18 protein-coding genes and 1 riboswitch are annotated in these 25,311 nt (G+C 56.2%); of the genes, 8 read left to right on the top strand and 10 right to left on the bottom strand.

Going from position 1 to position 25,311, the window contains the following annotated elements; genetic code table 11:
* The first annotated feature begins 45 nt into the window (after window positions 1-45).
* The 8 genes from bamA to QET93_RS11645 all read left to right on the top strand — a co-directional run bounded on the left by bamA (window position 46) and on the right by QET93_RS11645 (window position 10,392).
* The gene (bamA, locus tag QET93_RS11680) at window positions 46-2,490 is read left to right on the top strand and encodes an outer membrane protein assembly factor BamA (RefSeq protein WP_280127262.1); all 2,445 of its coding nucleotides are present in this window, start codon (window positions 46-48) and stop codon (window positions 2,488-2,490) included.
* Between the two features lie 82 nt (window positions 2,491-2,572).
* On the top strand, window positions 2,573-3,349 hold the full coding sequence (locus tag QET93_RS11675; protein ID WP_280127261.1) for a hypothetical protein: 777 nt from the start codon (window positions 2,573-2,575) through the stop codon (window positions 3,347-3,349).
* Between the two features lie 12 nt (window positions 3,350-3,361).
* Window positions 3,362-4,294: a methylenetetrahydrofolate reductase [NAD(P)H] gene (gene metF / locus QET93_RS11670; protein ID WP_280127260.1), complete on the top strand. Its 933-nt coding sequence runs from the start codon at window positions 3,362-3,364 to the stop codon at window positions 4,292-4,294.
* A gap of 56 nt (window positions 4,295-4,350) precedes the next feature.
* Window positions 4,351-5,145 (top strand): tetratricopeptide repeat protein, encoded by a 795-nt coding sequence (locus tag QET93_RS11665; RefSeq protein ID WP_280127259.1) that lies wholly within the window; start codon window positions 4,351-4,353, stop codon window positions 5,143-5,145.
* Window positions 5,146-5,319: 174 nt separating this feature from the next.
* Window positions 5,320-6,165 carry a hypothetical protein gene (locus QET93_RS11660; protein WP_280132314.1) on the top strand — a complete coding sequence of 282 codons (846 nt, stop codon included), beginning with the start codon at window positions 5,320-5,322 and terminating at the stop codon, window positions 6,163-6,165.
* 83 nt (window positions 6,166-6,248) lie between these two features.
* Window positions 6,249-8,819: a DNA translocase FtsK gene (locus QET93_RS11655; RefSeq protein WP_280132315.1), complete on the top strand. Its 2,571-nt coding sequence runs from the start codon at window positions 6,249-6,251 to the stop codon at window positions 8,817-8,819.
* A gap of 415 nt (window positions 8,820-9,234) precedes the next feature.
* The gene (locus QET93_RS11650; protein WP_280132316.1) at window positions 9,235-9,603 is read left to right on the top strand and encodes a hypothetical protein; all 369 of its coding nucleotides are present in this window, start codon (window positions 9,235-9,237) and stop codon (window positions 9,601-9,603) included.
* 252 nt (window positions 9,604-9,855) lie between these two features.
* Window positions 9,856-10,392, top strand: coding sequence for a cob(I)yrinic acid a,c-diamide adenosyltransferase (locus tag QET93_RS11645; protein ID WP_280132318.1), 537 nt, complete (start codon window positions 9,856-9,858; stop codon window positions 10,390-10,392).
* A 35-nt stretch (window positions 10,393-10,427) separates the two neighbouring features.
* Here the strand turns inward: QET93_RS11645 and QET93_RS11640 are convergent, their stop codons facing one another.
* The 10 genes from QET93_RS11640 to QET93_RS11595 form a co-directional block, all read right to left on the bottom strand.
* Window positions 10,428-12,428, bottom strand: coding sequence for a cobyrinate a,c-diamide synthase (locus QET93_RS11640; protein ID WP_280132319.1), 2,001 nt, complete (start codon window positions 12,426-12,428; stop codon window positions 10,428-10,430).
* Window positions 12,429-12,470: 42 nt separating this feature from the next.
* Window positions 12,471-15,092: a precorrin-4 C(11)-methyltransferase gene (gene cobM / locus QET93_RS11635; protein WP_280132320.1), complete on the bottom strand. Its 2,622-nt coding sequence runs from the start codon at window positions 15,090-15,092 to the stop codon at window positions 12,471-12,473.
* Entirely contained in the window at window positions 15,089-16,315 is a 1,227-nt protein-coding gene (cbiT, locus tag QET93_RS11630) for a precorrin-6Y C5,15-methyltransferase (decarboxylating) subunit CbiT (protein ID WP_280132321.1), read from the bottom strand. Before cbiT ends, cobM begins: the two co-directional genes overlap by 4 nt.
* Window positions 16,303-17,445 (bottom strand): cobalt-precorrin-5B (C(1))-methyltransferase CbiD, encoded by a 1,143-nt coding sequence (gene cbiD, locus QET93_RS11625; RefSeq protein WP_280132322.1) that lies wholly within the window; start codon window positions 17,443-17,445, stop codon window positions 16,303-16,305. The genes cbiT and cbiD overlap by 13 nt, the downstream gene beginning before the upstream one ends.
* 30 nt (window positions 17,446-17,475) lie before the next feature.
* Entirely contained in the window at window positions 17,476-18,141 is a 666-nt protein-coding gene (locus QET93_RS11620; protein ID WP_280132323.1) for a precorrin-8X methylmutase, read from the bottom strand.
* 15 nt (window positions 18,142-18,156) lie between these two features.
* Window positions 18,157-19,428 (bottom strand): hypothetical protein, encoded by a 1,272-nt coding sequence (locus tag QET93_RS11615; protein ID WP_280132324.1) that lies wholly within the window; start codon window positions 19,426-19,428, stop codon window positions 18,157-18,159.
* Window positions 19,425-20,129, bottom strand: coding sequence for a precorrin-2 C(20)-methyltransferase (gene cobI, locus QET93_RS11610; RefSeq protein WP_280127248.1), 705 nt, complete (start codon window positions 20,127-20,129; stop codon window positions 19,425-19,427). The genes QET93_RS11615 and cobI overlap by 4 nt, the downstream gene beginning before the upstream one ends.
* A gap of 6 nt (window positions 20,130-20,135) precedes the next feature.
* The gene (locus QET93_RS11605; RefSeq protein ID WP_280127247.1) at window positions 20,136-21,047 is read right to left on the bottom strand and encodes a sirohydrochlorin cobaltochelatase; all 912 of its coding nucleotides are present in this window, start codon (window positions 21,045-21,047) and stop codon (window positions 20,136-20,138) included.
* 233 nt (window positions 21,048-21,280) lie between these two features.
* A riboswitch (cobalamin riboswitch) is annotated at window positions 21,281-21,482 on the bottom strand.
* Between the two features lie 98 nt (window positions 21,483-21,580).
* Complete coding sequence (locus QET93_RS11600; protein WP_280132325.1) at window positions 21,581-23,581, bottom strand: alpha amylase C-terminal domain-containing protein; 2,001 nt, start codon at window positions 23,579-23,581, stop codon at window positions 21,581-21,583.
* Window positions 23,578-25,305, bottom strand: a complete 1,728-nt coding sequence (locus QET93_RS11595; RefSeq protein ID WP_280132326.1) for a trypsin-like peptidase domain-containing protein — start codon at window positions 25,303-25,305, stop codon at window positions 23,578-23,580. Before QET93_RS11595 ends, QET93_RS11600 begins: the two co-directional genes overlap by 4 nt.
* Window positions 25,306-25,311: the final 6 nt, after the last annotated feature.

Raw genomic sequence — 25,311 nt, 5'->3', positions numbered from 1 at the left:
AAAAGTCCTCAATACACCGACACTGATCCCGTCCAATAATTTCATATGTCCCTGAACAACTACTACAAAAAGGCATGTACGGTTCTGGCAACTGCTCCCATTTTTGCCGGCGGCGCAACAGCACAGGATGCTCTCCCTCCCCAGAATTCTCCATTTACAGGGGAAATTATGACAGCGGAACAGGTGATGAAGGAACTGGGGCCGGGAACGGGTCTTTTTGCCGGTGACCAGGCCTATGACGGGTTTACGGTATCCAATGTAGGTATTCGCTATAAAGGGGCCGGTGAAATGGTGGACAAAGCCCGCTTGTTGGACCGTATTTCCACGAAGAAAGGGGGCAAGTATTCTTCCGAAGTGGTGAATCATGATTTGGAGCGCCTCGTCAATGACGGACTTGTAACGGGCGATACAACGATTGCCGTGGAACCTACGGGCCCCAATTCCGTCCAGATTGTTTTCGAAGTGTCTTCCCAGAAGCTTTTGGGGGGGGTCGGGTTTACCGGCAATGCCGAGTTCGACAATCAGGAGCTGGCGGAAGAAACGAAGCTCGTCGGCGGCCAGGTGTTGAGTGATCGTGCCATCAGCGACGCGTTGACTAAGCTGCGTTCCTATTATCAGGATTCCCGTTATCCCGATGTGTCAATACACTACCGTTTTGTACCGACGGAACGTCCGGGCTTCGTCGACTTGATCTTTGACATTCAGGAAGGGAAGCATATTAATGTAATTGACATCGATTTCGTCGGCAATCAACATTTTGATTCCCGCCAGCTTCGCGAAGTTCTTAAGACGAAAGAACGCGGCTGGTTGACATGGATCACCAAATCGGGCCGTCTTGATCGCGAAATTTGGGAGGACGACCTGGCTGCCTTAATTACTTTCTACCGTAACCACGGTTACCTTCGCGCCCGTCTTGCCAAGGTGGAACAATTTGTCCGGGGTTCCGGCAACAAACAGCTTGTTACATTCAAAATTACAATTGACGAAGGAAAACGCTATAAAGTTAATCGTGTAGCCTTCGGGCCGACGAAGGTATTCACAGCGGAAGAGCTCGTCCCCGGGTTGAGCATGTACAACGGCGATGCCTACTCCGGTCAGAAGGTGGCTGACGACGTGACGATGATTCGCCGTTATTACGGTTCCCGCGGATACGCCGATGCCCAGGTCGCCCCAGACATTCAGGAAGTGGGAACGGATGCCAACGGCTACGGTTTGATCGACATCGTCTACCGCGTCAAGGAAGGGGATCCCTACCGCGTCGGCAATATCAGCATCACGGGCAACAGCAAGTCCAAAGACTATGTGATTCGCCGGGAACTTCCCCTCCAGTCGAACGATCCTCTTAATTCCGTCGATTTGGAAACCGCTCAGAAGCGTTTGATGAACCTGGGCTACTACGACATGGTGGACATCAGCCAGCTGGCTTCGTCCCGTCCCGGCTACCGCGACGTGAATATCGAAGTGATGGAACGGCGCACGGGAATGCTGAACATCGGTGTGGCGTTCTCGTCGATTGAAAGCGTTTATCTGTTTGCAGGTGTGACGCAGTCCAACTTTGACCTTTACGACTGGCGTTCCTTTGTCGGTGGCGGCCAGCGGTTTGCTATTAACGGAAAACTGGGTACGGAAACACAGGATGCTTCCATTTCCTGGGTTGACCCCTGGTTCATGGATCGCAAATTGTCTCTGGGTACGGAAATCTTCTATAGCAATTCGACGTATTTCTCCGATTTCTACGACCAGCAGAACTACGGTGTTTCCGTTTTCCTTCGTAAACCGTTGGGTGACCTTGAATCCGTCAAACTGGAATATAGAGTCGAAAACTTCGATATTGATGCCAAAGGTGGTGCGCCTGCTTATTTCCGTTCCCAGGACGGCAGCTATCTTCGCAGTCATATTGAGCTGTCTTACCTTTATGACAGCCGGGATGCCCAGATATTCCCTCGCAAGGGCGGCAAGTTTGAAGCCATTGGCGGTTATTCCGGTTTGGGAGGTGATGTCAAGACGTACAATTTCGGCATTAATGCCGCCTATTATTGGAATCTCAAATGGGATACCATTTTCAGCATTAACGGCGGCCTTGCAACTGTCGAAGGAACGGACAATAACAAAAATGTTCCTATCTTCGAACGTGAATACCTTGGCGGTCCTTACAATATGCGCGGTTTCCGTTTCCGCGATGTCGGTATTCATTCCGAAGAACTTACGGGAGATGAAACGATGGGCGGAAAGACGTCTGCCTTTTGTCAGTTTGAATTGTCCGTTCCGGTCATTGAGGAAGTCCGCGTGGCCTTCTTCTACGACATCGGTTTCGTTCATGAAGACGCTTTTGACTTCAAGGGCAAGAATGTAGTGTCCGATTACGGTATCGGTCTTCGTCTGAATTTGCCGATCGGCCCGCTTGCCGTGGACTATGCCATTCCGATTCAGACGGGGAATGCAATTGACAGAGGTGGTCAGTTCCAGTTCTATTTGAACTATTCCTATTAAAATCATCAGGTCTGGGACGTCTGGATCCGGGCTGAGGCCTTGTTCTCTCCTGCCGTCCTTTTCCGCACCCCTCATCCGCAACATGAACAAAACACAAATTGCCATTTTAGCTGTCCTGCTCCTGTGTCTCGTTGGGCTCGGAGGCTTGTATCTGATGAATGCACAGAAGTTCGATGAGCTCCAGCGTATGCAGGAACAGCAGGCTCTGGATAGTAAATTCGCCAAACAAGAGCAAGAGCTTGCCATGCTCCGTAAGAAGAACGCATCCCCCTTTGAAGGTGCGTCTTCCGGTACGGACACAGCAACAGATGTTTCGCGACCCGCCGCCGGAGGAACGACTGCTTCGTCTAATCAACTGCAGGATTCCATCGCCAGTCGCCAGAAGGCTGAAGAAGAGCGCATTAAAAACAAACAAGCACTTGAAGCGGAGGAAAAAACCCTGTTCGCCACCAAGGATGCCGAGAAGAACAATGCCTCTCTCAAGGAGGTCAATCAAGTTATGGATGCTCGCCTTGTCGGCAAAGTGACCTTCTATGACCGGGAGAATAATCTGGTGATCCTTCAGCCTGTCGGTCAGCCGATTCTGAAAAATGGCGAGGAACTTGCCGTCCGTAGACGCGGAGCCATTTTCGTCACTCTTATTATTGAAGAGCTGGATCCCCAGACGGGCAATTATTCGGCAGAGGTGAAAAGGAATGAACTCTACGATTCCAACAAGGAAGATTCCTTGATCGTTGGTGATGAAGTCATTATTGCACCCAAGGAACTTGAGCTTGATTTGCCCGATCTCAAGACGAATCAGCTCAATACAAAACTTCCTCCCATTCCGATGGAGCCGGACTTTGCGCCTGCTTCGTAATTATCCTTTGCCGTGCATCTGCTAGACCTGATCTCCCTGTCGGGGCCGACCTTTTCTTTTGAGTTTTTTCCTCCCAAAAACGAAGAGGCGGCCAAACAACTTTATCGGACTATTAAAGAGCTTGAGGAATACAAGCCAACTTTTGTCAGTGTTACCTACGGTGCCGGCGGTTCCACTCGTGAACTGACTCGTGACGTTGTCATGAGAATCCAGGAGCAGTCCATGCTGCCTACTGTACCTCATTTGACCTGCGTCGGTCATTCCCGGGATGAAATCATCTCTATCCTGAGTCGCTATGCCCGGGCGGGCGTCAGTGCCGTACTGGCTTTGCGCGGAGATCCACCTCGTGGAGAAACCCGGTATGACCGTTCTTCGGATGCGTTCCAACATGCTTCGGAGCTTGTCTCGTTCATCCGCGAGTATAACGAGTCCGGAATGCATCCGGACAAACGCGGTTTTGCCGTCGGCGTAGCTGGTTTCCCGGAAGGCCATCCGGAGATGCCCAACCGCCTGCTGGAGATGGATTTTCTGAAAGCGAAAATCGATGCCGGAGCCGATTATATTTGTACGCAACTGTTTTTTGACAACCATGCCTTTTTTGATTACCGCGAGCGTTGCGCCTTGGCAGGGATCAAGGTTCCCATCATTGCGGGCATCATGCCCATTACCAGTCTTTCCGGGATGAAAAGGATGGCGGAGCTTTCGGGCGGTACCTGTTTTCCGGCCCGCTTGCTCAAGGCGCTCAACCGTGCCGGAGGAGATCCCGACGCTATCCGCGAGGTCGGCATTCAGTACGCTTCGTCTCAGTGTGCCGAATTATTGGACAACGGGGTGGACGGCATTCATTTCTACACCCTGAATCAATCCGGGGCGACGCGGCGTATTTATCGTAACCTCGGACTCAAAGATTCCAGGCAATTGCAGAAAGAAGGTGGCAGTGCATGAAAAACGTCATTGATTTGCCGTCCTATTCCAGTTAGTTATTTTCCCCAAGCACCTCTATGAAGAAAAATCCTCAGAACGTCGATGATCTGTTCGCCGCGGAAGGCGTCCGCCCCGTGGCCGAAATTGAAGTTGGTCCCGCCAAGCACGAGCAGTTCCTTGATAAAAATTATAAAAAAATTACCTTGATTGTCCTGGCTGCCGGACTTGTTTTTGGCGGACTGATTGTCTACAACGGCATTTCCGAAGATCGGGAACATAGTGCAGGCGCTGCGCTTGTGGCTTCCTTCGACAAGGAGGGGCAGTTGGATCTTGCCAAGCTGCAGGCTATTCCTGCCAATTATTCCGGTACGGCTGCATCTGTAACAGCCGGTTATCTGGAAGCTATCGCCTTATGGAACCAAGGCAAGGATAAGGAAGGATGTGCCCGTATGGAAGAATTCATCAAGAACGCTCCTTCTGCCGAGTTTTCCAACCAGGCTTTGGCCGTTCTTGGATGCCAGTACATGAGGATGGGACAAACGGAGGATGCCATTCGCCAGTTCGAAACTGTCATTGATTCACAGGAAGGGATTTATACCCCTCTGGCTTATCTCTGCCTGGGCGATATGGCGCGTGCCAAGGGCGATTTCAAAACTGCACAGCAGTATTATGATAACATTGCCCAGAGATTTCCGGACGGTGCGTTTGGCACGAATGAATTCGGTGTTTCTTCCCGCGAAGATCTTTTGGATATTACGGCTCCTGAAAAAGTGGCTCCTCCGGTTTCTCCTGCTCCCGCACCTGCTGGAGAAAAAGATGCTTCTGTTCCCCCGGTTTCGGCGGGATCGGAGCTTTCCGGGGAGACCAAGTAGGCCCCGGGTTTACAGAAATGATTGATTTTCCAATGAGGAACCGGCAGTTCTGCAATTGCCGGTTCCTTTTTTGTCCTGTTTCCTGGGCGGTGGGCAAAGCTCAAATTTTGGAGATAATTAGGATTTCTTAAATAAGGCTTGCATTGGAAAAGGCAGAAAGGTAGTTAGTATACCATGATGAAATCAGCCGTAGCAACATTGCTTATGGCGGCGACTGCCGCCAGTGCCTATACGTATATGGAAGCACTGGATAGTCCCCGGCCTGTAAGCTATTACCAGAACAATTTGTCCGGGAGCGCTTCCATCGGTTACAACTCCCGGTATACTTATCAGGACATCGCAGCATCTTCATGGCTGAACAAGTCCGGCGTATTCAATGTTTCCGGCTTGGTGAATCTTCCTTTGATGCGGATGCAGCAACATATCGGCGCGACGTACGGAGCCGTTCTGGATGGTCGTTTGTCCGACCGGGACGTGTTCCAGGCCAATTGGACGGCGGATACGGAAATCTTCCCTAATTTGAAAGCAGGTGCGGGATACGACTTGAACTACGGCGGCCTGCCCGGTTATGTGGCCAAGATCTGCGGCAAGGCTCCCCATTCCCTGGCTCAGGACTTTAAGGGTTACCTCAGCTATGATGATCCCGGACGTGGGCTTTTTGCCTCGGCAAAACTCTATGGCGGATTTTACGGCTTGACCGGCTGGCGTTTTGAACTGGAAGCCGGCAAGCGCTGGCAGGGATTTCTGCACTCCCAGGCGGATCTTGAGGTGAGTGCCGGAACCGGGCTTTCCTACGGATTCTGGGCGGGAGGCGTCCATGGATGCGACCAGCTTAATGTGAAAGCCGCTTTACCATTCAAAATCAATTCGGCAAGTTTCGACCACGGGTTTAAAGTTGTTCCGTTTATTCAGGCTTTGTGGGCCGGCGATACCCGGGGTGAAGTCAATCGCGCTTGTGGAGTGCGGGTGATCGACGCTTTCCAGCTTGTGGCCGGTGTCCAGGCAGTTTACTCTTTCTGATTTTTAAGACATCCTGACGAAAGCCTCCCCTCATGTTCTCCTTTGAACTTGAGGCGGAGGCATTTCTCATCTAATGTCTGGGCATGGCGCTTCGGAAAAGTCAAAGCCGATACGATGTTGATGAACCCATTGGGAGGGAAGTCCCCCGATCCCATTGGACCGATCGCCTGTGGGGATGTATTCCGATGGCCTGCGGTTTGTTGCTGATCGTTTGCCTATCCTCGTTTCGTCTGGAGGAAATCAGTTGGGACTTTTTGAATGAAACAGGAATTGTTGTTGACCTGAACACCAATGTATTAGGTGTTTTTGGCCTCTATCTGGCCGGATTGTTGTATTGGTGTTTTGGCATCGGAACATGGTTTTTGGCGGTATTGTTGGAATGGATTGGTTTTTATCGTATTTTACGTGGAGGTGACCGGATCAAATTCATGTGGTATGCGGGGGGTGTCGCCGTAACCTGCGCTTGCATTTTCATTGCCGTTCAGCCTTGGGCCGGAAGAGCCTGGGCGGAAACCCATGCCGTCTATGGTCCCGGTGGTGCATGGGGGTATCTTCTGGGTGTCAAATGTCTGCGGAACCTGATGGGGACCGGGGGGACTCTTGCTTTGTCCTTCGTGGTTTACAGCCTGGCTTTTATTTATGCTGTCGCTTTGACGCCCAAGGCCATATGGAAAGGTCTTGCTGCGGAATACGTTGCCTTCAGGAAACGCCGCCGCTCTAAACGCGAAGCGGCCTGGAGTCTGGCTGAGAAGAAGAAAGCTCTGGAAGAAGAGGAAAAACGCGAACGAAGTCGCAAGAAATTTTCCGAGCTCAAACAGGAATTGAAAGAAGAGATCTTTTCGCACGAAAAGAAACCTGCGGTCATTGATACGGACGCTCCCGTTGTGCCTCGTCCGCGCAAGAGAACGGGAGATCCTCTGGAAATTCTTGAGGAAGAAGTCGAGAAGGAGATGGCCCAGCAACAGCTGCCCCTGACCTATACTCCCAAGATTTTTGATTCCAACCAGATGGTAAGGCCTACGGCGACTCCACCTGCCAGACCTGCGTCTTCCTTGTTCCCCGCACAGGGGAATTTGGAGAATTATGTCTTTCCTCCTTATGAATTGATGAAGAAGGTGGAGATCCCGAAGGAACAAACAGCCTCGGAAAGTCAGGAACTCGTCAATACCCAGAACGTTATTGTCGAAACGCTCAAATCTTTCGGGCTCTCCGTGACGCCGGGCAACATCACCAAGGGGCCGACGATTACCCGTTACGAGGTCTATCCGGCTCCCGGTCTGCGTGTGAACAGGATTACCAACCTGAAGGACGACCTTGCCCGCGCCGTTAAGGCCGTTTTCATCAATATCCTGGCTCCTATTCCCGGCAAGGACACTGTCGGTATCGAAATCGCCAATGACAAGAAAGTGCCCGTTTCGCTCCGTACTCTGCTGGAAGATCCGGGCTTTACTTCATCCAAGAAAAAAATTCCCATCGCGTTGGGAAAAGACGTCTACGGTAATACCGTCATTGGAGATCTGGCCGCCATGCCCCACTTGCTGGTGGCCGGGACGACCGGTTCGGGTAAATCCGTCTGCATCAACAGCATCATTACCTCCATCCTCTACCGTTTCCGCCCCGACGAACTCAAGTTTATTCTCGTGGACCCGAAAGTCGTGGAAATGGAACCCTATTCCCGCCTGCCTCACCTGATCGTTCCCGTTGTGACGGATCCCAAAAAGGTTGTTGGCGCCCTCCGCTGGTGTGTCAATGAAATGGAGCATCGATATGGCCTTTTCAAACGCGTCCATGTCCGTAACTTCGAATCCTTTAACAGTCGGCCCAAAGATGCCCCCTTGCCGGAAGAAGAAGAGGAGGAAGAACCGTTTGTCGATGAACTCCTGGCCGATTCTATTGCTCGTGAGTTTGAATCCCAGGGCGAATCTCCTGCTTCTGTGTGGGAAGCCGAAGATGATGACCCCGGATCCGATGAAGACGAAATCCCCGATCGTCTTCCATATATCGTCGTGATTATCGACGAGTTGGCCGACTTGATGCAGACCGCGCCCGCCGATACGGAAGGCTACATCGGCCGCCTGACTCAGAAAGCAAGAGCCGCCGGCATCCACTTGATCGTCGCGACACAGACTCCGCGTTCCAATGTCGTGACCGGCCTGATCAAGGCCAACATTCCGAGCCGTATCGCTTTTCAGGTATCCAGCTCTCTCGATAGTCGCATTATCCTCGATCAGGGCGGTGCGGAAAATCTCGTCGGCAAGGGAGATTTGCTTTTCCTTCCTCCCGGTTCCGCCAAGTTGGAACGCGCCCAGGGTGCTTTCGTTTCCGATGAGGAAGTTGAAGCCATCGTGGCGCACTGCAGCAAGCAGGCCAAACAACAGTTCCTGCTTGATGCCCAGCAAACCGTCGAACTTGGTGGCGATTCGCCTGAAGAAGAAGGCGGGGTCGATCCCGCCGATGAAGAAACCTTCGAAAAATGCGTTGAAGTCGTCCGAGCCGAACGCAAGGCCAGCACCTCGCTTCTGCAGCGCCGTCTTCGCATAGGTTACAGCAAGGCTGCCCGGATGATGGAACTCCTTGAAGCCCGCCGCGTCATCGCTCCCTCCGATGGAACCAATCGTCCCCGCGAGGTTCTGATTAAGCCGCACGAAGAATAAGAGAAGTATAGAGAGGAGTCGTCGTTTACCCTTTGTGGCTTTTGTATTGAAAGCGATAGAGGGTGAGTGGATATCCTGTTTTTATGAATGAAAATTTCTCTTCTGAAATAGATTGTACGTTGTCGGGGATATGCTAGTTGTTATGAGTATGGATCGCATTTTTTAGATTAATACGTACTCCAAACTCCTTTTATATTGAAACAATGGAATCACATTGTGCTTGCAACTCCGGGGGAGTTTTTGGTTCGGAGACTCCAAGTCCCCTGATAAGGTGAGTAGCACTGAACTTGCGGCGGAAATCACCTCCACCTGATTCCAGCAACACATTTTCCTGATCGGAAGAGATCAAGCAGGACATGCGGTTGCTGATTTGAACAAATCCTTTGCGATTGACTAGCCCCAGAAGCATGAAAATATGAAAGCATTAAAAATCATGATATTATTGGCAGCATCGACAATGATGCTGGGTGTACCTCAGACATTGGCAGATACTGTGTCGGTGCCGAGAGATGAATCTGCTCTTCAGGTGGAATCGTGGTTGAGGAAGAGTATCCCGCTGATCAAAACGATCAAGGCAGGATCAAGCATAGCTGATCTCAATAGATTGTTCATGCCTGCCGGGGGGCTGGTAGCTCCCGGCAAAGTCGCAACTTATGTGTTCAAGGCATGCCCCATGATCAAAATCGATGTAGAATTTGATACTGAGAAAAATGCCGAAATGGGTCGAGGAACAATCGTCAGTGTTTCCCGCCCGTATCTGGACGATATGGTAGCCTTTGATTGATTTCATTCCCTTCGTCACCGAAACTATCGCTCCCGTATCCCCAATCATGCTGGGCATACGGGAGTTGCTTGTTCTGGTGACTGGCTTCCCTGGCGAAAAAGCGAGGGAGTACCATGTCAACCCATCGGTAGTGGAGGCTCAGCTTTTGAATAATCAGAAGTAGGCGGGGGAATGCTTGTGGGGGGAAATTTCCGGTCTCAAACCTTGGAGAATGTTTTTGACGAGGCACGGGGATGAGGAGAGAATGGGGGCATGGAACAGAATCGCGTGTTGATTGTGACGGGGGATGGCAAGGGGAAGACGATGTCGGCTTTCGGGATGGCTTTGCGTGCCTTGGGGCACGGGCAGAGGGCGGCGGTGGTGCAATTCATCAAGCATGATGGAGGGTATGGCGAGGTGGAGGCTTTGAGGCTCTTGCCTGGGGCAGAGGTAATTTGTTCCGGGCTGGGTTTTACTCCGCGCCATGAGGATTCTCCGCAATGGGAACGCCATGCCGATGTCGCTAGCGGTGGTTGGCGTTGTGCCTTGGAGAGGATGCGTGACGAGGCGATTCGGACACTGGTTCTCGATGAGGTGTTCTATCCGATCAAGTACGGCCACATCGCCCTTGAAGATGCGCTGGATGCCGTACGGGAGTTTCAACAGTCCGGCGGTGGTCGTGTGCTGGTGATGACGGGGCGCGGTGCTCCGGAGGAATTGGTGGCTTTGGCTGATACGGTCAGCCGGGTGGAATGCGTCAAACACGCCTTGCAATCGGGCGTGAAGGCACAGGAGAATGTGGAGTTCTGACGCGTTGTTTTTCTAATTTCTCCAACTCTTTCTGCTTATGGCCTCGGCGATGTGCCGGGGCTGTCTTGTCCTGGTGTATCCGCGGCGGAAGAAGGGAGGAATCCGGGGATTCTTTCTAGAGCCTTGAGGAGTTCGAGCGCGCAAGCATCGGCGGATTGGTGCGTGGTGTCGATGTCGAGCTTGTAGTCCATGCACTGGTGGATGGTGCTGGCTTGCCGGAGGGCGTGGGGAATGTCCGGTTGGCGGTCGGTGCGGGAGTTTTCGCGGGCAACGAGCATGTCCTGGGCGCAATGAACCCTGATTGCCTGGAGGGGGAGGGAACCGAGGCGCATGTTGAGGTCGCGCACCCAGGCGGCGCTTTCTCCGATGACGTGATCGACGACGACGAAGGCTCCGGCGCGGGCGGAAGCGGCGATTCCGGCGTGGAAGGCTTCGATCAGGGGAAGCCGTGTATCATCGACGGCTTCGGCAACGGATTGCCCGGCACTGCCGCAGATGGGCAAAAAGCTGTCGATAGAGAAGATCATGACGGGGAAGAGGCAATGCTGGCGAAAGGCATGCGCCAGACTGGTTTTGCCGGAACTGGAGGCTCCGTTCAGGAGCAGAACCCTGCCCGCGTGGCGTGGAACGGAGCTCTGGGGAAGGGTGGTTTCCGGCGTGTGAGCCCAGTAGAGGTGAATGTACCCGGCGCGGATGTTGTTGTGGACGACGCCATCGCGGCATTCGTTGCCGCGGAGGTCCCGGTAGCTGTACAGGGGGGGATAGGACTCGTGCAGTTCCATGTCCGACCAGTGGAATTCGTGCCCGCGCAGGCTCGTGGCTCCGGGGAGCCATGGGAGGGAGCCAGGGACCAGCTCCACTTCCCGGTAGCCCAGGGAACGAAGCTTTGTTCCCATGTTGCAGGTGCCGTTGATCAGGCCGCACATGGGGTAGGCGTCTCCCCGTGCGGTGATGAGAGTTGTGCCGAGGTACATGTAGCCTCCGCATTCGGCAAAGATACTTTTCCCGGTGGCGGCAAAGGTTCGGATGGATTCCCTCATGGAGCCGTTGCTTGACAGTTCTTTGGCGAAGACTTCCGGGTAACCGCCGCCGAGGTAGAGCATGTCCAGATTATCGGGCAGGGAGGTATCGTTGAGGGGGGAGAAGGGGACGAGTTCCCAGCCCTGTCGGGTGAGGTGGTCGAGGTTTTCGTCGTAGTAGAAGCAGAAGGCTTCATCGCGGGCGATGCCGATGCGTCCTTTGCCGCCAAGTGGGGGCGTGGCGCCGCCCTTGGCGAGTTGCTCCGGGGAGTTTGTCCGCGTGAGTTCCAGAATGGTGTCGAACTCGAACCATTTTGTGTTCCACTCGCCGTCCAAAGCGTCGAACCATGATTCGAGCTGGTCGTATTCTTCCGCCGGAACGAGTCCCAGTTGACGTTCGGGCAATTTCCATTGCTCCTGATTGGTCAGTGCTCCGACGAGCGGCGGGAGGCCTTCCAGCTTCAGGGCTTCTGCGAGAAGGCACGCGTGTTTGATGCTGCCGACGCCGTTGGCGATGACTCCCGCGATGTGAACCCGGGGATGGAAGTCGCGGAACCCGGCGACGAGTGGGGCGATCGAGCCCGCCATGCCTTTGGCCGGGACGACGAGGATGACCGGGATGTCGAGAGCCAGCGCACAGTCTGCGGTGCTGCCCGCCATGTCTCCCGGCTGGCGAGAATCGAACAGCCCCATGACGCCCTCACAGATGGCGATGTCGGCTTGTGCCGCGTACTTTTGCCAGACGGCGCGGACGCCTTCATGCCCCATCATCCAGGTGTCGAGGTTGAACGAGGGATTGCCTGTTGCCTGGCGGTGGAAGGAGGGATCAATGTAATCCGGCCCGCATTTGAACCCCTGCACGCGCATCCCCCGGTTGCGGAAGGCCCGCATCAGCATCAGGACAATCGTCGTTTTGCCGCCCCCGGAATGCGGAGCTGCGAGGCAGAAGGCATGGAAGGGGCGCGAGGATGATGGGGAACCCTGAGAGGCTCCGGGTGATTCTGATGCTTGCGACATGAGCGAGAGGGAGAATAGAGCTGGGGGAAGCTTGGGGAATTGTTATTCGCCGGGTGAAACGTCGTACTTGTCGTCGTACCCGCGAGCTTCGTAGAGGGTTTCCCCATGGCGGCGGGTGCGATGGCCGCCAATGAGCACCAGCGACGACATATCCACGCGATCGCGCGGGAACTCGGCGAGCGTACCCACCCACTTTTCCTCAGCGGGGCGTCCCGCATGGCGAACAATCGCCGAGAGCGTTTCGTTTCCGCGCACCGAGGAGAACAAGTCCAGGGCTTCTTCCAGCAGGTGGCGGCGTTTGCGTCCGGCGGGGTTGTAGAGCACGACGGGCAGTTCGGTTTGCGCGGCGTTGCGCAGGTTGGTGCGTACTTCGTCGGCAGGGACGAGGAGATCGGACAGGCTGATGAGGCAAAAACCATTCTGTAGCGGGGCCCCGAGACTTGCCGCAGCGATGTTGGCGGAGGTGATGCCGGGCAACACGCGGATGGCGACTTCCGAAAATTCGGGGCTCTTTTCCTGCATTTCGTAGAGCAAGCCCGCCATGGCGAGGATGCCGGGGTCTCCGGAGCAAACCATGCAGACCTCGCGCCCTTCGGCTGCCGATTGCAGGGCGGCGCGACAGCGCGAGACTTCGCCGAGCATCCCCGTCTGGATCAAGGGCTTGTCGCCAATGCGGTCGCGGATGAAGTCGATGTATTTGGTGTACCCGGCAATCTGGTCACAGCGTTCGATGGCTTCTGATACCTCCGGCGTGATGTGCGACGGCGAGCCGGAACCGAGTCCGACGACGACGATGCTTCCGCGTTTTGTACCCTGGTTGGGCTTGCTCGCACCGTGCGGTACCTGAGCGAGTGCCAGAGTGATGCCCTCGTACTTCGTCTTGCAAACCTTGATGGGGCCGCCTGAGGCAAGGATGGCGGATGCTTCGGAAACGGACGGCGTGCCCGTCTTCTCCCGGACGATGTCGGATGGCGTGGGCGTCTCTACCTCGGCGAGTTGTTCCGCAGAAAAATAACTCACGGGCAACTCCAGATGACGGGACAATTCCAGCAGGGCGGGTTCATCCGCCTTGATCTCGCAACTTGCCAGCCCTACCACCTGACGGGGGGCGATGGTGTTGCTGCTCAGGAAGTCCGCAACGGATTGTTGCAGAAGCTCACAGGTCGTACCGCGTTTACAGCCAATCCCCAGTATGTAGGAAGCCGCCGGACGGATGACGAGCGCGCCGGGAACTTCTATCTCGGCATGACCCCAGACAACGAGGATGTCTTCCGGCATTTTGTCCGCTGCAAGTCCGTGGCGAACATGGGGAAGGCTCTTCCAGTATCGATCGTACAAGTCCACGGGACCGTCAAAGAGGATGGGACTGCCATCCAGCAGGGCGGCATTGGCGGTCTTGATCGCTTCCGGATTGCTGACGCATGCGCCTTCGAGGGCGGCGGCTTCGTCGAATGCCGTTATGCCTCGGGTGTCGGTCGCCGTGCTGATGACGGCCTGACCTCCGGTGATGCGGGCGATCTTGCGACTGAGGCGGTTGGCTCCACCCAGATGGCCGGAGACGAGGCTGATGACCCATCCACCGTCTTCCGTGCAGGAAACGACGGCCGGGTCTCCTGCCTTCGAGACGAGCAGGGGGGCTGTTTTGCGGACGGCGATGCCGGTGGCTCCGATGAAAATATGGGCGTCGTAGTACTTCCATTGGCGGGCCAGCAGAGCATCAAAATCCGCCGATGCTACCAGTTGGATGCCGTCCCTGATTTCTCCGGGCTGTCCCGGGCGCGTCGTGAAGATGCGGCTTCCCTCCATGGCTGAAGAGAGTTCGCGCGCCTTCGATACCCCCTTGTCCGTGAAGGCGTAGATAGCGCATGTGCCGTCGAATTGTTCTTGGGGAAGGTGGTTGCGGTAACCGTGGCTGAACTTGTGATCGTAGAGCTTCGACTGGGCTCCGCTGCCTTCCAGTGCCTTCCCGACGAGAATGAGGGCCTGTCGCCCGATACCGGATTCCTCGGCCAGCCCGGCAATGGTGCCGAGTGTTCCGCGAATGACCCGTTCATCGGGCCAGGACGCGCGATAGACGATGGCGGCGGGCGTGGAGTCCTCCAGTCCTGCCGTCATGAGTTCGTCCGCGAGGGGACGAATGTTGCCCATGCTCAGGAAGAAGGCGAGCGTGGCTCCCGTTTTTGCGAAGGCGGTCGGGTTTTCTCCAGCGGGCATCGGTGTACGCCCGGCAGTGCGCGTCAGTACGAGGCTTTGGCTGAGTCCGGGGTAGGTGAGTTCGGTTTTGAGTGCGGCGGCGGCGGCAAAGACGCTGCTGACTCCCGGGACGACTTCCGGCTCGACTCCGCGCTGTCGCAGGCCTTCAATTTGCTCGGCGATTGCGCCATACATCGAGGGATCGCCCGTGTGGAGACGGACAACTTTCTTCCCGGCAAGGGCGTGTTCGGACAGGATGCTCACCTGTTCCTCAAGGCTGAGTTTGGCGCTGTCGTGGCAGATACAGCCTTCCTGGCATCGAGCAAGGTGAGCCGGGTTGACGAGGGAACCCGCATAAACGACGACGTCAGCCGTTTCCAGAAGGCGCGCGCCCCGTTGCGTGATGAGGTCTTCCGCGCCGGGACCGGCACCAACGAAATAAACGAGGGGGGAGGAGAAATCTTGGATCATGGCTTGCTGAAGGTGACGAGGGTGATGCGGTGTTGCTGTTGGAAGTGGTGATATTTGCCGGCGATGCGGCATTCTTCGGCGATGGAAATTTCCTGGCATCCCGTGCGGTATTCCGGGTGCCAGTTGCGGAGTTTGTGCGTGCTCTCCAGCGTCACCGAGGTGGCGACGATGATGCCCCAGGGCGCGAGTGCCTCAAAACAGGCGTCCAGAATGACCTCCAGATTATCGCCGCCGCCTCCGATGAAAATGCGGTCGGGGCGGGGCAGGTCTGCCAGCGCTTCGGAGGCGGCTCCGGCATGCAGAGTGTAGTTGGGGAGAGCCATCTGCTGCTGGTTGGCAAGGATGAGTTCCAATCGGGATTCGTTCTTCTCTACTCCATGGACGCGTAGCCCGGGGCGGAGAGCGGCGGCTTCCAGCCCAACCGAACCACTACCCGCGCCGACATCCCAGAGAACGCCCCAGGCGGGCAAGCGCAGTTTGGAGAGAGCGATGGCGCGGACTTCCTCTCCAGTGATGAGATTGTTTTCCTTCGCGAAACGGGCGTTGTCGGAGCCCAGAGGCAGGGTTGGCGCCATCCGCGCGTCCCCAGTGGGGAGTAGCAACAGCATCGAAGTTGGCGAGCATTCCTGCCCCGAAAGTTCATGCAGGCTGGCGGCACAAATGCGTTCGTCGGGCGTGCCGAGATTCTCCGCGAGAATGGCATGACGTCCGGCACAGGATGGCAGGAACTCAACGCATCGTTGAGCCAACCTCGCCGCCGTGAGGCGCGTTCCACCATACACGACGGCCAGCGGACAGGAGAGGATTTCGCCCAACGGGATGTTCTCCGTTGCATGGGCGCTGAAGACTCGTGCCTTGTCCCAGGGAAGCCCCAGGCGGTGGAAGAGCGTCTGGAAGGCGGTTTCTGCCGGGATGAAGCACAATTCATCTTCATCTCCAGCCAGATCGTAAAGCGTGCCCCCGATACCGTGGAACAGGACGTCGCCCGAGCCCAGAATCAGCACTCGCTTTCCGTTGCGCGAGGCCTCCAGAGCTTCCTGTGCTTTGGCGCGGGCATCGGCGCCGAGGACAATTCCCTTGGCTTGAAATCCGGGGAATAGAGCCAGCAATTTGGCGGAACCGTACACGCAATCCGCCCACTCGGCCCAGAGTTCCCATTGGGTGGAACGGGGCAGGCGGGATTCGGATTCAACGCCGCAGGAGAGGAGGGTCAGGGGAGGCATGGCAGGGAATCTTGTGAAGTGGTGTCCAGCAGGAGGCTTCCGTCAAAATCGCAGATCAAAAGCCGGAATTCAAGCAAGGGAGCCCGGCGGGCAAATTGGCGGAAGGCCAGTGTGCATAGCCGTCTGTAAAGGGGGAGCCGACAATCGGCAGGGATGTGTTCGAGTGCCTGCCGGACGGAGGCACATGCGGCGATGGCCTGTCTATCCTCGGCAGTGGGGGGGTGGAATTGTTCCAGCGTATCGAGGAAGAGGTCGATGTCCTGGCGGACGCGGTGGGCGTGCGTGTTGTCGAACCCGGCGGCATATTTGCACAGTTTGCCGGGCATGCAGGCGATGGTGAGACGACGCAATCCTTGCTCACGGGCGGCATGGAGGCTGTCGGCAATGAAGTCCCCCATGCAGACGAAACTGGCATCCGGGATGCCGGGAAGGTGGCGTTTTGCTCTGCTTTGAGTGCGGCCTCCGGTGCAGAGGATGACTTCGTCGAATCCGGACAGGCGGGCCGACCTCATGCAGATGCGGATGGTTTCGATGTAGGCTTCGTGGCTGAAGGGGCGGACGATGCCCGTCGTCCCGAGAATCGAAATCCCGCCGAGGATGCCGAGCTGGGCATTGAGGGTTTTTGTCGCCAGTTGTTCGCCGTTTTTGACGCCGATTTCCGCGATGAAACAAGCGGAGAACGCGGAAGCTTCTGCCAGATTATCGGCGATCATGCGACGTGGACCGATGTTGATCGCCCAGCGATTTTGTTCGCAATCCAACCCCGGGCGTGTGCAGAGTCCTATTCCTTCGACGGCGCGGAGAATGAGCATGCCTTCTCCTGCATGGAGCACGTAGTCGTGTTCTCCGGCTTCGTCGGGAGTGCCCCGCCGGACGCGGGCGTAAATTTCAGCAAGGTGCGTGCAGTCGGGATCGTCGCCTCCATCCTTGATGGTCGAGGCAAAACCGGGGGTCTGATCTTTCATAATCAGGACGCGGTGTTTGCCATCCGGAAAGAGAATTACCCTCTCGGCGGCATGCCGACACAAACCGGAACACAGGGATTCCCATGCCGCCATGATGACAGCCGTGACGCAGGCTCCCGTGGAGTAGCCCTGTCTCAGGTGTCGGCGTGTCGGCGAAGAAGGCATGACTGGCGATAATAGGCAAGCAAATGCTCTTTAGGCACTTTCAATAATGGCATGCAGAGTGGCAACGGCCAGGGCACTGCCTCCACGGCGACCTTCGAGGACGATTTGCGGGACCTCGCACATGCCGAGCAACTGCTTGGATTCCACGACATTGACGAAGCCTACAGGCATGCCGATGACGAGGGCTGGACGCACCTTTTCCTCCAGAATGTAACGTGCGATGCGCGCGAGACACAGCGGAGCATTGCCGACGAGGACGATGCCGCCATCCAGCAGGGGCAGGGCTTTTTGGGCGGCACTGAGGGCGCGGGGCTGATTGGCAGCTCGCGCCTGGGCAACGACATCGGGATCGCTGATATAGCAATGGATGTCTTCCCGTTCATAAGCGGGATTGAGGCGTCGGAGGCGCTCAACCGAGATGCCGGCGCGGATCATGTTGGTGTCGCAAAATATGGGGGCACGGCGTTTGAGTGCCTCCAGCGCACATTCGATGGGGGCGTGGCGGAATGCCAGCGTGCGGATGATCTCCATATCCGCCGTCGTGTGGATCAAGCGGCGTGCAACGCGCCATTGAGGCTGGGGCATGGAGGCCGCTTCCGGGCATTCGCTTTCAATCGTGCGGAAACTTTCCTCTTCGATTTCCGTGGCACTGAGGTTCCAACGCAGGGGCGGGTAGTCTTGGGGAGAATCAGGCATGGTATGTGAAATGGACTAATGGGTGTAATGGATGAACAGAGCTGTCACCACAATGAGGATGATGACGCCGATGATGCGGGAAAGCTGCATGCCTACGACAATCGTTACGGCTTCCCTGGCCGGGAAGATGCCCAGCGCGGAGGGGAGATTGCGGCGCAAGGCGCGGAAGGGGTTGCCGATGGCACTGCCTACGAACATGGCCAGCAGGATTTGGGCGTTGGTTACGGCTCCGTGGTCGCGCAGGTTGGCGGCGACGGCGGCGGCCTGGACGAGTCCGCCCATTTGCGTGGCGACGATGCTCATCAATTCGGGCGGGAAGATGCGGTTGACCCAGTCAGGCACGAGTTGTTCCCAGAAGTCGAACAGGCCTTTTTTCATCATCCATTCTACCAGGAGCATCAAGGGCACCGTCAGAATCATCATGCGGAACAGGAGGGTACAGACGCGCTGGATGGTCTTGATCCCGGTTTGTCCCCAGGAAAGAGGGGCTTCGTAGGGGCTATGGCTATCCGTGGTGCCCACTTCACCGGAATCCGTATTCGATTTCCCGGCCATCCTGCGTCTGTGCCAGAGCAGAACCCCCAGAATGAAGAGGAAGCCGAAGCTGAATTGACCGCCAAAATAAAGTGCGCCGGGGATGCCCACGGCTCCGAGAACCGGGTACATGACGCGCAGGGAGTGCGACAGGTAGGAGAGGTAGCTATTGGCCATGCCGCCGGCAATCAGCGTCGAGTGTTCGATTTTGCCTTCGGCATGGCTGCTGACGAGCATGCTGTTGGCTGCCGTGTTGGAATACAGGGCAGTGGGCATGGCGATGCTGACGATGGCGGGCAGGCGCATCAGGCGCGAGAATCTCCCGAGGATGTAGCCGAAAATCAAATGCCACTTGCGTGCTTCCGCAATGCTGCCGACCATGGCGGCGATAGACACCATCAACAGGAGCTTGCCAATAACGGAGGCTTTGCGCTCGACCTTGCTCCACCATCCTTTGTTGGTAGTAGAGGTGCTGTGCCGCTTCTTCATCATGCCGCCTTCACTGCCTTCAGCTTTTGGGGAGGCAGGGGTGGCGATGGTATTGGAGGCCGCCTTTCCATGCCTTTTGGGGGTGACGTTGGGAGAATCCGCTGTGAATGCTGCGGCAGGCGAAGGCATGTCCATTTCATCTCCCCTCATGTTGTTGCCGGACGGCATCGTCTGGATCAGAACCAGCGAAGAAGCCAGTGCCAGCACGAGCCAGAACCACTGCCACGGACGTTTCCAGGGGGGTAGATGAGAGGCTTTTTTCATGCCTTTTTCACCATCATCAGGGAGAGGTATTCTTCGGGACGTTCCAGGATTTCTTCACCATTGTGGGAGATGAATTGTCCGGGCATGCCAAGGCGTTCGCCATAGACGATCCGGGTGCCGGGTTCATTGAGTACCCTGCGGATGAGGGCATTGCGGCTCCGGTAGGTTTTCATCAGCACCGTGGTTGAATTGGGCGGGAAGTCGAGCTGATCGACCATTTCCGCACGGAATGCCGGGATGACGCGCAGGCTTTCACCATTTTCCACAAGCACCGTTTGGGAGAGTGAAGAGAGCGTGCAATACGAGGTAATGCCCGGTACGACCTCCGTCTTCAATCCGGGCATTTGTGTCTGCAACAACTTGAGGATATATCCGAATGTGCTGTAGGTCATGGCGTCGCCCAGCGTGGCAAAGGCACAGTTTTTGCCTTCCTCCAGCTGTTGGGCAATAATCATGGCGTTGGCAGCGATGTGAAGCTCGCGATCCGTCTTGTCGCGCGACATGGAGAAGAGCAGGGGGACGATGGTGCCCTTGATGGCTCCCAGCGATTCGACAACGGAGGACGAAATGCTGGTTTCCGTGTTGGGCCCCGTTACTGTGAAGATGATGTCTACTTCCGCGAGAACCCTTGCGGCACGAAGCGTCAGGTACTCTGGGTTTCCGGGGCCGATGCCCACGCCGTAAAATGTGCCGAGTTGCATAGATGTTTATTCTTTCATTCCTTTTTTGACGACCAGGATGTTGTCCGTCGTTTCGCGGGCGTGGCGCAGAAAGACATTACGGATGCCTTGCAGTTCGCCCAGTCCCTTGAGGTTCAATTTGACTTCGAAGCCCTCCTTCTTCAGGACGCTTGCCCAGGAGTCTTCTTCGTCTCCGGCGAGGTCATTCGTGGCGTGGTCGCCAGCAACGATCATGAAAGGTGCCAGCCATACGGTTTTGAGCCCCTGTTTCTGGAGCTTCTTCAGTTCGGCAAGGATGGAATCGAACCCCGTTGTTCCTTCGACTGTGGCCAGGAATGCCTTGGGATCCTTCCGGTGAAGCTCGGTTTGCACGGCAGCGAACACGAGGTCGGCGCGGCCTTCCTTCTGACCGTGCCCCATCAGAACAATGGCTTCGTCTGCCTTGCGTTCCTGAGGGAACTCCGTGAGGATGGCGGTGACCACTTCCTGCATATCGCGGTTGCTTTCCAGCAGGGGGCGACCGATCAAAACTTTTTCAAATGCCCCGGGATTGTGCTCCAGATAACGCTGAATCGTGCGTTCCATTTGGGAGAATTCTTCTCCGGCTGCCATGTGGAGCGACTGGACGCAGAGGGTTTTGACGCCTTTGTCCGAGAGCATTTTAAGGCTTTCCTGGATAGACGGAACAGGGCGGCCTTCTTTGGCGATCTTGTGGCGGATGATGTCGGAGGTGTAAGCCCAGGATGTTTTATCTGCCGGGAAACAGGTTGTGAGTGTTTTCTCCGTACTGGTGTAGGACGTCAAAGCTTTTTGATGGCTTGTTCCGAAGGCGACGATGAGGAGACCGTCCCGGTCGATTGGAGTCTGGGCGGGGAGCATGGAAGTACCAAGGCTGGCGGTGGCGAGGATGCAAAGGGTTTTGAAGAAGCGGAGGATCATGGTAAAATGGGATTCAAAGAACGGGTGTTTTACGAATAAAGAAATCAGACAAGGCAACCCCTCAATCATGAGGTGAAGACCCAGCAAAAAAATGTCGGTTGCAAAAGCCCTTAACCAACAACGGCAAGGTTCGTCAGCGATGGCGGTAGAGTCTGTGCCCAGGGTGACGGCGACAGGGCGAAACAAGGAGGTAAGCCCTTCTTCAGAAGAGTGTTTGGATCAATCATGCGTTGAATAGTCTATGTGGTCATAACGGATATTCGGACTCCGGGCTTCATTTCTTCTCTTCGCCTTCACCCCTTGCGGGACTGGCTTAAGCGTGTGACCGCCTTGAAGAGTCGTAACCCGATACCGCAGCGCGACTGTTTCCGGTTCTCACGGAATTCCCCGTTGCTTGGCGAAAGTGATAGAGAAATCATGCCTCCAAGTCAACTGTGTTGGATGGTATTTTCTTCTTTACGGGAAAAACAAAGCCGTCTCAAATGATGAAAACCATTTGAGACGGTTGGTGATGATTCGGAGCAAAGATGTTTTTACCTTCCCGTTCGCTGGAGGACGATGGCGGTGCGCGGAAGGAGGTAGAGAGAGAGCTTACCGTTGGCGGTGAAGTGGTGGATGGCGTTATCCTGACGCCCGAATCCGCCAAAGCGGAGGTCATCGGTGTCAAGGATGATGCGCCATTCTCCTTCTTCATCAACGGGCAGGAGATAGTCGGGCAGGGCCTTGTCGCCGGACCAGTTGAAGATGAAGATCAGTTTGCCCCGGCGGAAGGCGAGTACCTGGTTGGTTTCGTCGATGTTGAGAGGGTAGGCGTTGGAAACGGTCAGCAGGCGACTCTGTTTCGCCATATGCACCATGGCTTTATCGAATTCCCGGAGGAAGTCGAATTTCAGAGAGGGATTGTCGACAAGCGACCATTGGCGGCGGCAGTATTGGTAGGACCAGTTGTTACCTTCCCGAGGGAAGTCGATCCATTCCGGGTGGCCGAATTCATTGCCCATGAAGGTGAGCCAGCCTTCACCGCCGGCGGCGAGGGAAACGAGGCGGATCATTTTGTGCAGGGCGATGCCGCGGTCGACGACGATGCTTTTCTGATCTTTGCTCATGGACCAGTACATGTCGGTATCCATGAGGCGGAAGGCAAGGGTCTTGTCGCCGACAAGGGCTTGGTCATGGCTTTCGCAGTAGGCGATATGAGGCTCGCCATGGCGGCGGTTGGAGAGGGTGTACCACATATCGCCCATGCGCCACTCTTCATCCTTCTTTTCTTTGATGAGTTTGATCCAGTAGTCGGGGATGCCCATGGCGAGGCGGTGGGTGAAGCCGATGCCTCCTTCATCGATGGGGCGGCAGAGTCCGGGCATGCCGGACATGTCTTCCGCGATGACGATTGCTCCCGGCTTGACGGACTGGATGAGGGTGTTGGCGAGTTGAAGGTAGGCTACGGCATCGTGGTCGACGGAGGGGCCGAAGTAGGCTCCTAGGTTGTCGAATGGTTCATGTCCTCGGTGGAAGTAGAGCATGGAGGTGATTCCGTCGAAACGGAATCCGTCGAAGTGAAATTCATCCAGCCACCACCGTGCATTGGAGAGGAGGAACTGAATGACTTCGTTGCGTCCGTAATCGAAACAGCACGAGTCCCAGTCAGGGTGGTGTCCGCGTTGACCGGAGAGGAAATATTGTCCGCCGGAACCGTCGAAGTTGCTGAGCCCTTCGGCCTCATTCTTGACGGCGTGGGAGTGAACAATGTCGAGGAGGACGGCAATGCCAAGGCCGTGTGCCTTGTCGATGAGGTACTTGAGATCGTCCGGTGTACCGAATCTGGAAGAAGGTGCGAAAAAGGAGGAGACATGGTAGCCGAAGGAACCGTAATACGGGTGTTCCTGGATAGCCATCAGCTGGATGGTGTTATACCCGCCGGCGGAGATGCGCGGAAGGACATGGTCGGCAAATTCACGGTAGCTGTGGATGCGTTCTTCTTCCCCCGACATGCCGACATGGGCCTCATAGATCATGGGTGTGTCGATGCGCGAGGGGTCGAACTGGGGAGTTTGCCAGTCGTATGGTGTTGACGGATCCCATATCTGGCCGGAAAAGTCATAGGTATCCGGGTTTTGAACGGCTCTATGGATCCACGCGGGGATACGGTCCTTGTGCTCTCCGTCGGCTCCGATGACATGGACTTTGACTCTCTGTTCGTGGATCAGGGAATCGGAGGGCAGGCGGATTTCCCAGACACCGCGGTTGTTGCGTGTCATCGGGTGGGAAGTGCGGTTCCAGCCGTTGAAGTCACCGATGAGATAAAGTTCCCTCGCACCGGGAGCCCATTCGCGATAAATCCATTCTCCGGTCTCAGGATCGCGGTTGAATCCGTAATACCTGTATGCGTTGGCGCATTCCTCCAGAGTGCCGAAATGTTCCCTGATCCCTTTGAGGCGGAAGTCGAACATGCGTTGTCTGTCCTTGATTTGGCGGGTGAAGGGTGCCAGCCAGCCATCGGCCATGACGAGTCCGGGAATTGGAGGTCTTCTCATTGTTTCAGTGTAGGGAGTGGAGATGGGTTTGTCGATGAACTTATCCCGTCCGATGGGGAATTTGATGGAGTTTTTGCCTGTTGCTTCATGCGCCGGTATGTTGCCAGAACGAGGCGGATGGGGAGGGCGAAGGTTTCCGCCCGGTTGGCACGGGCGATGTTGAGACCGATGATATTGCCGTCGAGGTCCATCAGAGGGCCTCCTGCCATGGAGGGTTGCAGAGGGGTGTCGTGCTGGATGACCATCGGAAAATTATCACGGCGAGAACTGACCCGTCCGTTGATGTCTTCGTTGGGATCAGGGGCGTCTTCGTCTTTCACGAAAGCAGATCTGGCCGCCAGGTGCATGGTAGCATCGATGCGGGCGCCTTTGCGGGAAACGGAGATGGGGAGGGCGTCTCCCGGCTTTTTGTCCTGCATGGCGGGGCCGAGATCTTCCAGAGAGGAGACGGGATGGCCAGCCAGGCTGATGACGGTATCCCCAGGCTTTAGTCCGGCTTGGTCGGCGGGGGTTCCGGAGACGACTTCGGCAATGCTGCAAGGCGGTTCGAAAGCAATTCCCATGTAAGGGATCAGATCAGATTTCCGGGGAATGGAACGCGTGGTGGCGCCGACCGTGCCGAGGCGGATACGGCGGTCTTTTCTGGTTGTGGAGCCGTTGCTGACGACGATCGTGCCGATGGGGGGAGGTTCTTCCCGGAAACGGGGCTGCGGCATTTGCATGCCGGGAATATGGAACAGGGCCAGGTCGGTGGAGGGATCCCGGGCGATGCAGATAGCTTCGGCGTAACTTTGATTACCTGCCCGGACCAGATAGGTTTTACCTTCCGGGACTTCGGAGGATTTGGTCGTGACGTCCCCGTCACTGCTGACGGGGATACCGTAGGCGATGGAGTCGTGGCCGTCGTAGAAGACCACACTGGCGTTTTGTATGTCCTGCCGCACGGGGGCGGCGGAAGCGAGAACTTCGCGACCATTGAGGCGTTTGTCGAATTCAAGCCCGGTCGAGTCCTGGACAGCCGATGGTTCGGAGGGGGACTGTTCCAGCAAAGCGGTAAAGACAGCGATGGGGATGTGGACGTTGTCTTCCAGTCCGGTGCCTACTTTACTGTGAATGCCGACGAGTTCTCCTTTCATATTGAAGAGGGGGCCTCCGGAGTCTCCTCCGATGACCTTGCAATCCGTCTGCAGCATGCCGTCCTTGACGGACACGACACGCCCCAGACGGACGACCGGGCCACGGGCGGCATCATAACCGCCGGGGTGTCCCAGGGCAAAGACCCATTCGCCGACGACAGGTGGAGCCGACGCGATGGGAACAGCCGGGCGTGAAGTAGTGAACGGGGGGGGGAGGAATGCGATCCCGGCGTCTGTCTCCGTATCCTGAATGATGGTTCTGCCTTCGATTCGTTCTGATCCTGGCAGGGTGATCTGGAGTTTGGTGCCCGGTTGACGTGTGACGTGGGCTGCGGAGTAGATGCAACCGTCGCGGTTGACGAAAACGCCGCTGCCGTGATTGCCGGCAGCGTAGATTTCCACAATGGAAGGGAGGATTTTCGGGAGAGCGTCCCGGAGGGCTTTCTGGATGGTTTTCAATTCCTCTATGTCGGCGGGCGTTCCTGCGGGAAGAACACTCCGGGGCTTCGGTGCCTGGTCGGCTGCCGGGGCGCCCGTGGACAAGATGAGGCAGCAGGCGCAGAGGAATAGCCGGAAGGGAAAGCGCATGCCGGG

It is taken from the genome of Akkermansia sp. N21116 (genome assembly GCF_029854705.2).
GTDB lineage: Bacteria > Verrucomicrobiota > Verrucomicrobiia > Verrucomicrobiales > Akkermansiaceae > Akkermansia.
The sequence above is the reverse complement of the archived record's forward strand: the minus strand, read 5'-3'. Positions and strand labels throughout refer to the sequence as shown.

What these genes read in the sequence shown, in the direction of transcription:
- bamA (WP_280127262.1), top strand. Translation starts at nt 46, where the DNA reads ATGTCCCTGAACAACTACTACAAAAAGGCATGTACGGTTCTGGCAACT.
- QET93_RS11675 (WP_280127261.1), top strand. Translation starts at nt 2,573, where the DNA reads ATGAACAAAACACAAATTGCCATTTTAGCTGTCCTGCTCCTGTGTCTC.
- QET93_RS11665 (WP_280127259.1), top strand. Translation starts at nt 4,351, where the DNA reads ATGAAGAAAAATCCTCAGAACGTCGATGATCTGTTCGCCGCGGAAGGC.
- QET93_RS11660 (WP_280132314.1), top strand. Translation starts at nt 5,320, where the DNA reads ATGATGAAATCAGCCGTAGCAACATTGCTTATGGCGGCGACTGCCGCC.
- QET93_RS11655 (WP_280132315.1), top strand. Translation starts at nt 6,249, where the DNA reads ATGGCGCTTCGGAAAAGTCAAAGCCGATACGATGTTGATGAACCCATT.
- QET93_RS11650 (WP_280132316.1), top strand. Translation starts at nt 9,235, where the DNA reads ATGAAAGCATTAAAAATCATGATATTATTGGCAGCATCGACAATGATG.
- QET93_RS11645 (WP_280132318.1), top strand. Translation starts at nt 9,856, where the DNA reads ATGGAACAGAATCGCGTGTTGATTGTGACGGGGGATGGCAAGGGGAAG.
- QET93_RS11640 (WP_280132319.1), bottom strand. Translation starts at nt 12,428, where the DNA reads ATGTCGCAAGCATCAGAATCACCCGGAGCCTCTCAGGGTTCCCCATCA.
- cobM (WP_280132320.1), bottom strand. Translation starts at nt 15,092, where the DNA reads ATGATCCAAGATTTCTCCTCCCCCCTCGTTTATTTCGTTGGTGCCGGT.
- cbiT (WP_280132321.1), bottom strand. Translation starts at nt 16,315, where the DNA reads ATGCCTCCCCTGACCCTCCTCTCCTGCGGCGTTGAATCCGAATCCCGC.
- cbiD (WP_280132322.1), bottom strand. Translation starts at nt 17,445, where the DNA reads ATGCCTTCTTCGCCGACACGCCGACACCTGAGACAGGGCTACTCCACG.
- QET93_RS11620 (WP_280132323.1), bottom strand. Translation starts at nt 18,141, where the DNA reads ATGCCTGATTCTCCCCAAGACTACCCGCCCCTGCGTTGGAACCTCAGT.
- QET93_RS11615 (WP_280132324.1), bottom strand. Translation starts at nt 19,428, where the DNA reads ATGAAAAAAGCCTCTCATCTACCCCCCTGGAAACGTCCGTGGCAGTGG.
- cobI (WP_280127248.1), bottom strand. Translation starts at nt 20,129, where the DNA reads ATGCAACTCGGCACATTTTACGGCGTGGGCATCGGCCCCGGAAACCCA.
- QET93_RS11605 (WP_280127247.1), bottom strand. Translation starts at nt 21,047, where the DNA reads ATGATCCTCCGCTTCTTCAAAACCCTTTGCATCCTCGCCACCGCCAGC.
- QET93_RS11600 (WP_280132325.1), bottom strand. Translation starts at nt 23,581, where the DNA reads ATGAGAAGACCTCCAATTCCCGGACTCGTCATGGCCGATGGCTGGCTG.
- QET93_RS11595 (WP_280132326.1), bottom strand. Translation starts at nt 25,305, where the DNA reads ATGCGCTTTCCCTTCCGGCTATTCCTCTGCGCCTGCTGCCTCATCTTG.